Annotated in this window: 9 protein-coding genes, 1 tRNA gene and 1 pseudogene; 7 read left to right on the forward strand and 4 right to left on the reverse strand. The window is 59.1% G+C overall.

Annotation, left to right across the window (positions count from 1 at the left end):
* Positions 1-348 (forward strand): transposase (locus BMY36_RS18660; RefSeq protein ID WP_139194153.1); only part of this gene is annotated, 348 nt, incomplete at its 5' end.
* A gap of 90 nt (positions 349-438) precedes the next feature.
* Here the strand turns inward: BMY36_RS18660 and BMY36_RS18665 are convergent.
* Positions 439-1,008 (reverse strand): helix-turn-helix domain-containing protein, encoded by a 570-nt coding sequence (locus BMY36_RS18665; protein ID WP_050520843.1) that lies wholly within the window; start codon positions 1,006-1,008, stop codon positions 439-441.
* A gap of 62 nt (positions 1,009-1,070) precedes the next feature.
* Here BMY36_RS18665 and BMY36_RS20855 point away from each other — a divergent pair, with 62 nt between their 5' ends.
* The 5 genes from BMY36_RS20855 (at position 1,071) to BMY36_RS18685 (ending at position 2,889) form a co-directional block, all read left to right on the forward strand.
* Positions 1,071-1,193: a hypothetical protein gene (locus BMY36_RS20855; RefSeq protein WP_269430857.1), complete on the forward strand. Its 123-nt coding sequence runs from the start codon at positions 1,071-1,073 to the stop codon at positions 1,191-1,193.
* Complete coding sequence (locus BMY36_RS20860; protein ID WP_050520842.1) at positions 1,190-1,747, forward strand: phage protease; 558 nt, start codon at positions 1,190-1,192, stop codon at positions 1,745-1,747. The genes BMY36_RS20855 and BMY36_RS20860 overlap by 4 nt, the downstream gene beginning before the upstream one ends.
* A 13-nt stretch (positions 1,748-1,760) precedes the next feature.
* Positions 1,761-2,147, forward strand: coding sequence for a phage protease (locus tag BMY36_RS20865; RefSeq protein ID WP_050520841.1), 387 nt, complete (start codon positions 1,761-1,763; stop codon positions 2,145-2,147).
* Positions 2,148-2,269: 122 nt separating this feature from the next.
* Entirely contained in the window at positions 2,270-2,650 is a 381-nt protein-coding gene (locus BMY36_RS18680) for a MalT transcriptional regulator family protein (protein WP_050520840.1), read from the forward strand.
* Complete coding sequence (locus tag BMY36_RS18685; RefSeq protein ID WP_050520839.1) at positions 2,638-2,889, forward strand: hypothetical protein; 252 nt, start codon at positions 2,638-2,640, stop codon at positions 2,887-2,889. The genes BMY36_RS18680 and BMY36_RS18685 overlap by 13 nt, the downstream gene beginning before the upstream one ends.
* Here the strand turns inward: BMY36_RS18685 and BMY36_RS18690 are convergent.
* Both BMY36_RS18690 and BMY36_RS18695 read right to left on the reverse strand, forming a co-directional pair.
* A pseudogene (locus BMY36_RS18690) lies at positions 2,865-3,877 on the reverse strand (IS481 family transposase). The gene BMY36_RS18685 and the pseudogene BMY36_RS18690 sit on opposite strands and share 25 nt — an antisense overlap.
* A 358-nt stretch (positions 3,878-4,235) precedes the next feature.
* Positions 4,236-4,757, reverse strand: a complete 522-nt coding sequence (locus BMY36_RS18695; RefSeq protein WP_074819075.1) for a PhnA domain-containing protein — start codon at positions 4,755-4,757, stop codon at positions 4,236-4,238.
* A 183-nt stretch (positions 4,758-4,940) separates the two neighbouring features.
* Between BMY36_RS18695 and BMY36_RS18700 the strand changes: the two genes are divergently transcribed.
* Positions 4,941-5,015 (forward strand) — tRNA-Gly (locus tag BMY36_RS18700).
* Positions 5,016-5,237: 222 nt separating this feature from the next.
* On the opposite strand, the gene BMY36_RS18705 is transcribed toward BMY36_RS18700, so the two are convergent.
* Positions 5,238-5,594: integrase core domain-containing protein (locus BMY36_RS18705; protein ID WP_244888704.1), on the reverse strand; the 357-nt coding region annotated here is incomplete at its 5' end.

Here is a 5,594-nt window from a genome sequence, read left to right on the forward strand (position 1 = left end):
CACCTGCTGATGCAGGGCAATACCGGGTCCGGCGTGTGGGCGGACGCGGCTTATCGATCTGAGGAGATGGAGGCCAAGCTGCGCGACCGCAAGCTGAAAAGCCACATCCACCGTAAAGGCAAGCGCGGCAAGCCGCTGACTGAACAGGCCAAGGGCAGTAACCGGACCAAGTCCACTGTGCGGGTCCGGGTCGAGCATATTTTTGGCGCGCAAGCCAACGACATGCGCGGCACCCTGGTACGCACGATCGGTCTGGTTCGGGCCAAGGCCGCGATCGGGATGAAAAACCTCGCCTACAACATGCGCCGCCTCGGCCAATTGGGACGCATCAGCCCACACCCAGCCTGAAAACGGTCGACCAACGACGCAGATCGCCCTGCGCATCGCGCAAAACGGCCCTGAACCGAAGGTCTGAGAAGCGAAACGGGCAGCACATCATCAAACCCAACGCAACACTCGGTCAGGTCGCTGCCGCGCTTCGGGCGTAAACTGCTGCACCGTTGCCGCGAAAACAGTCAAAAATCGAGGTGCCCTAAAGTTTTGGCGTAGACAGGGGACGCGATTAAGCCTTCCACCCGGTTTCCGGTTTCCGGCTTCTGCCGCTATCTCCATTGCCCACTCTTGGGAGGTTAGCCCTAACAACCTTTGGTTTTTGATCACGACATTCGCAACCAGAGAATCGTCTCGTAACTGCTCAACGGCGTGTACAAAGCTGGCTATAAACGGTTCGGCAGCGGCGCGCGCGCAAAGGCGCACTAACCTTAATTGGTAGACGGCAACATGCTCAGCGCCAAACAAAAGCCAATCTACGGGAACGCCAAAACCAAAAGACATTCTGACAAGCACCTCAACACTGGGCACTTGAGGAGTATTCTTTCGCATGTAGTTTTCTAGGGACCGTTTGGGTATGCCCGCCAAATCCGCCATCTCTTGGACGGTCCAACCCTGTTTACCCTGCAACTGACGAAGGCGGGCGGCAAAGTTAGTTTGGGAATACGAATCTTCCATTGCTATCCACTTTATTGGGTGCCGATATCCACCTAATAAAGTGGTAAATTATTATGGTTGTGATGATAACAGATAACTTAAAAGAGCGCCATATCCGCACCCGGTCGCGCGCGGGCTTTGTGGGAGCGCTGGACGGTTCGGGCGTCTGGGTGCGCTTTGACGAAGCCGTGACGCGGGGCGCATGATGAAAGGCTTGATGCTGGCCACCTGCGAGGTCGCCTTGTCAAAAGGGGGGCCGCTGCCAAAGGAAGCGGATGCGCCCGAATGGGTCCATTTGTTCCCCAACGGTCATATGAAATCGCGGGACGGGCGCGAATTTGATTTGGCAGACCTGCCAATCGACTATGAACACCAAGCCGATAAGCCAGAGGCCCAGCTTAAAGGCCCGGTTCCAGCGGCGGGATGGATCAAGGCCCTTGCCGCGAATGAAAGCGGCCTTTGGGGTCAAGTGGAATGGACGGCAACCGCGCGCGCGATGATCCGCAGCAAGGAATACCGCTATCTTAGCCCGTCCTTTTATCACAACCCAGCGGGCCAAATTATGCGGCTCAAGGGTGCGGGCCTTGTCCATAGGCCCGGCCTGCACCTGAAAGCCCTTGCAAGTGAGGAAGACACAATGCCGCCCAATATCCCGCCCGCCAAAGCCGATGCACCGCCCGCCAAACCTGACGCCCAGCCGAGCTTCATGCAGCGCTTGGCCGAGATGTTGGGCCTTGGCCCAGACGCGACAGAAGACTAGGTAATGGACGCTCTTGCGCAAGCTGGCGACCGCGCGCGAGGCCACGCCAGACCCGCGCAAATACGTCCCTGCCCATGCGGTGGCCGAGCTGCTGTCTGATCGCAATTCGCGCATCTCTATCATGCAAGAGGCGCAGGCGTCTGCGATGGCCGAAAAGGCGTTTAACGAGGGCTATCTGACGCCCGCGATGCGCGGCTGGGCCACCACCCTTGCCAACGAAGACCCGGAAAGCTTCCGCACCCTCTTGGCAAAAGCATCGCGCGCCTTTGCCGACTTTTTCAAGCCAGTGAATCGCTACCAGCCGGGGCGCACCGGGGATGTTGACCAAGGTCACGACTCGGATGAGGCGGCGGCGATTTGTTCCCAGCTTGGCCTGAAACCGGGCGCGCTGAACGGATAAAGAATAGGGGCGCTGGTTCCGCCCCTTAGTCGCGCGTCCTCTCCTGTGCGCGTGGCGACAAGCGCCCCGGCTGAATCGCCCGATCCGGCTGGGGCGTTCTGCCCAACAACGAAAGGTTGCCGATGACCCTGCCCGCCGCACCTATGCCCAAACCGCCCGCCAATGTTGCACCCTATGTTGAAGTGTTGGGGGCAGACCTTGCTGTCATATTCTTTTTGTCGTTTGGCGGGGCGGAGCTTTATTTGGCCGATGATCCCAAGGGGCGTTCCAAATTGGAAGCGCTGGTGGGGAATGATCTGGCCCGCGCCATGGCCGAACAAGCCCACCGGATGCAGCGCCGCGTCCCTCTGGCCAAGCCGTGGACCGCCCCAATGTTGGCTTGGCAGGGCCACGCCACAGCCGAAATCGCCCGCCGCCTGCATGTGACCGATGTAACGGTAAGGGGCTATCTGCGAAAGTTCGGCCCGCAAGCCGATGGAAAGACCCGCCCATGGACAACCTGACCGACGCCCTTATCCAAGCCCGCCAAACCGCACAAGCACTGGACCGCGCGCGGGCATCCATCACGCGGATTTTAACGACCCTTGAAGGGGGCGTTAAAGCCCCTTTTAACCCGGCTTCACTCGCCGCCGAGCACCGCGCCGAACACCGAATGGGCGTTCCATCGCGCCATGATACCGATACCGAATTGCGGGCCTTTGTCCTTAGCCGGATTGACTACCTGTCACATCCCGGACGGTAATATGGCTGTTTTTTGAACAGTTCCGGCTTGAGTTTGTGCCAGTCCTTCATGGCTTGCAAGGGCGTCTTGCTACTCAAAGCTGATTGCGGGAGTTGCTGGTTGTAGAGCCAGACATAGCGGTGCAGCGTCGCCTCCAATTCTTCGCCTGATCGGAAGTGGTGACTTTGCAGCACTTCCTCGATCCGGCCATTGAACCGCTCCACCATGCCGTTGGTCTGGGGGGACTTCGGCGGGGTCAGGCGGTGTTCGATTTCCAGGGCGGCGCAGAGCGTGTCAAACTCGTGCGCGCCTGTCGCTGCACGTTTGCGCAGACCAAAGAGCCGGTCGGTGAATTCCTTGCCGTTGTCCGTGAGAATGGTGCGGATGCGGATCGGGCAGGCGCGCTCCAGGTCGCGCAGGAAACGTCGTGCATTGGCCGCCGTCTTGCTGTTGTAGACACGGACGAAGACCCAACGGGTGGCCCGGTCGATTGCCACGAACAGATAGCGGCGGCGGTTCTCATCAGCCATTCACTGCCCGGCAGGGCATTGCGCAGCAATGGCCCGAGAGGGTGGGGCAAGTATTTCACGTCAATGTGGATGTATCCCGGCTCATAAGCCTTGAAGCCGCTGTGCTTGGGGCGGGCCTCCGTTGCCTTCAGATCGCGCAGGTTGCCCACGCCATGCCGACGCAGGCAACGGTCCAGACCTGAGCGCGAGACATCCGGGTTCAGGAACTCCCGCACCACAGCCAGCAGATCGTCCAGCGACACCAGCAGGGTCTTGCGCAGGGCCACAGCGACAGCTTCCTGAGCAGGCGTAAGTGTCGTTTGCAACCGATGCGCCGTGTGGCTGCGATCCTGTACGCTGTCGCGCTTGCGCCATTTCCAAACTGTCTGCTCGGTGATCCCAAACCGCTCTGCCAAAACCCATGCCGCATCTTCGCTCGCTTGAATCTCTGCTCGTATCTTGGGTGTCGTCGTCGCCTGGCTATGAAGTTGGATCAACATTGAGCACCCTCCCGAATGTCACCTAAAACCGATCGTGCCATGAAAAGCGCAGACCGGCGAGGGTCCATGTGATCGTCCGGGATGGAACAAATACATGACCTATAAGCAGGTCATTGCCGAGGTGGTCAAACACTTCCCACCAGACCGCCGCACGAGCGTGTCCGCCCTGCAAAGATGGTGGCGAAAACATGCGCCACAACCGTGAACTATCAGCCGTTCCTAGCAAATCCCGTAATTGGCGGGCTGTGGTCAAACCTTTTGATACCTTACTGGCAGAGGTAATGATTACTAACAGCGGCACTGCGTTGGGGGGCAGCGCCCCCCTCCCTTTTTACTCAAAGACCTCGCGCCCCCACGTCTATTTCTTTTTCACGAATTCCGTCAAAATCACAATGCGCTGCCCGTCCACGCGCCCTTCAATCTGACCCGCGTTATCGGCAACCAGCGTAATCCCGCGGACCGCCGTGCCGCGCTTGGCGACCATGCTGCTGCCTTTGACCGGCAAATCCTTGATCAGCACCACGGTGTCGCCAGCCGCCAGTGTAATGCCATTGGCGTCCAGATGCACCACCGCTGCGGGCGCATCGACGACCATTTGCACCTCGGGCAACAACACCATGCCTGCGCGCAACTCCTGTGCCCAATCCTCCTCCAGACTGCGCAACCGGCGCCACACCGCATATTGCACGGCGGGCACGCCCGACCATGCAGCGCCTTCCAAACACCGCCAATGGCCCGGCGCATCGGCGCGTTCGCCCCGGCACACCGCGCACAGCACAACCGGGCCGACAGGTGCCACATCCACCCCGCCCAACCGCGTGGTGTCGCCGCAAAATTCGCACACACCGCCGCTGCGGACCAAAAGTTCGTCTAGCATCATAGGCCGTTCCTATCCGGGGTGGGCCAATATGGCCAGATTTCACTTTGGGCATAGGCGGCTGGCCCCGCGATAGCAAGTGCGCGGGGCCAGCTGCGTGCAAACCGCAAATAAATCGCGCGGCGCTGCATTTTCCCCCTTGCGGCCACCGCGCGCACTTTATACATCGTGCCATACCGAAACGGTGCGGGCGTAGCTCAGGGGTAGAGCATAACCTTGCCAAGGTTAGGGTCGGGCGTTCGAATCGCCTCGCCCGCTCCATTTCGGCTAGTCTTTTCAAAGACTTACAAAAGGCCGCCTTCGGGTGGCTTTTTTGTTGCCCTCGCAGATATCACGCCATGACCTGCGGGTGATATAAATGCTGATTTGAAAATACGGCGTAAGTTCCGACGCCTTAACGAAAACAACCCTACTTTACTTTAGGTTAGAATGCGGCGGTAGCTTCGAAGTCACGCGAAGCCAATCTTGGTAGCAATCGCGACACTAATTGTCACATCCCGGCAGGTAATATGGGTGCTTCTTGAACAGTTGCGGTTTGAGTTTGTGCCAGTCTTTCATCGCTTGCAATGGGGTTTTGCTTCCCAAGGCTGATTGTGGAAGCTGCTGGTTGTAAAGCAGCACATAGCGGTGCAGCGTGGTTTCCAATTCTTCTCCGGAGCGGAAGTGATGGCTTTGCAGAACTTCCTCGATCCGGCCGTTGAAACGCTCAACCATGCCATTGGTCTGCGGATGATGCGGCGGGGCCAGGCGGTGTTCGATGTCCAGATCGTGGCACAAGGCATCGAACTCGTGCTTGCCGGTGGCAGCGCGCTTGCGCAGACCGAATAGGCGGTCGGTGAA

The sequence above is a fragment of the Pseudorhodobacter antarcticus genome (assembly GCF_900110135.1).
GTDB classification, from domain to species: domain Bacteria; phylum Pseudomonadota; class Alphaproteobacteria; order Rhodobacterales; family Rhodobacteraceae; genus Pseudorhodobacter; species Pseudorhodobacter antarcticus.